The sequence below is a fragment of the Corynebacterium sp. HMSC034H07 genome, from assembly GCF_001815175.1.
GTDB classification, from domain to species: Bacteria; Actinomycetota; Actinomycetes; order Mycobacteriales; family Mycobacteriaceae; genus Corynebacterium; species Corynebacterium hiratae.
The window spans coordinates 12,786-13,296 of record NZ_KV819520.1; the positions used below are offsets into that span (position 1 = coordinate 12,786).

The window sequence follows — 511 nt, forward strand, 5'->3', positions numbered from 1 at the left end:
CCCCAGGGTGGGATGAAGGCCACGCCGGTGTTGAGCCGGTACATGTAGCCGCGCCTGGTAGGCCTTTGTGGGTCATCGTCGTTAATACCGTTGTGGTAGGCGCACAAAAACGTCAGGTTCTTAATGTTGGTGTAGCCACCAGCCTGCCAAGGGATGAGGTGATGGATTTGGCAGTAATCGGCTGGCTTATTACACCCAGGTCTTGAACAGGTGTGGAATTCAGCGTGCAGGGTAAGACGTTGATTAAGGTTTGCTCCGCGCTCTAGGCGCCAGGTGTTGATGGGGCCTTCGACAGGGTGGACGATAGTGGCATACCCTATTTCGGCAAACTTGTGGGTGAGAAACTCGGCCCCTGTCATGCGCGCGCCGTTGGTGAGGTTGAGCTCGATCTCGTCCCCGTCACCGTTAATGATCTGGTCCAACTCATTCAGGGTGACGATGACTTGGGTGCGTACCGCCGGTTTGGAACCAGTGCCCTCTTTGAAGAAGACGTCGTTGGCGGCTTGAAGCA

The 511-nt window shown here is 56.0% G+C and carries 1 protein-coding gene; it reads right to left on the reverse strand.

Annotated elements, in window-relative coordinates:
- The coding region (locus tag HMPREF3009_RS04510; RefSeq protein WP_232760929.1) for an HNH endonuclease signature motif containing protein at window positions 1-511 on the reverse strand (511 nt) is incomplete at both ends.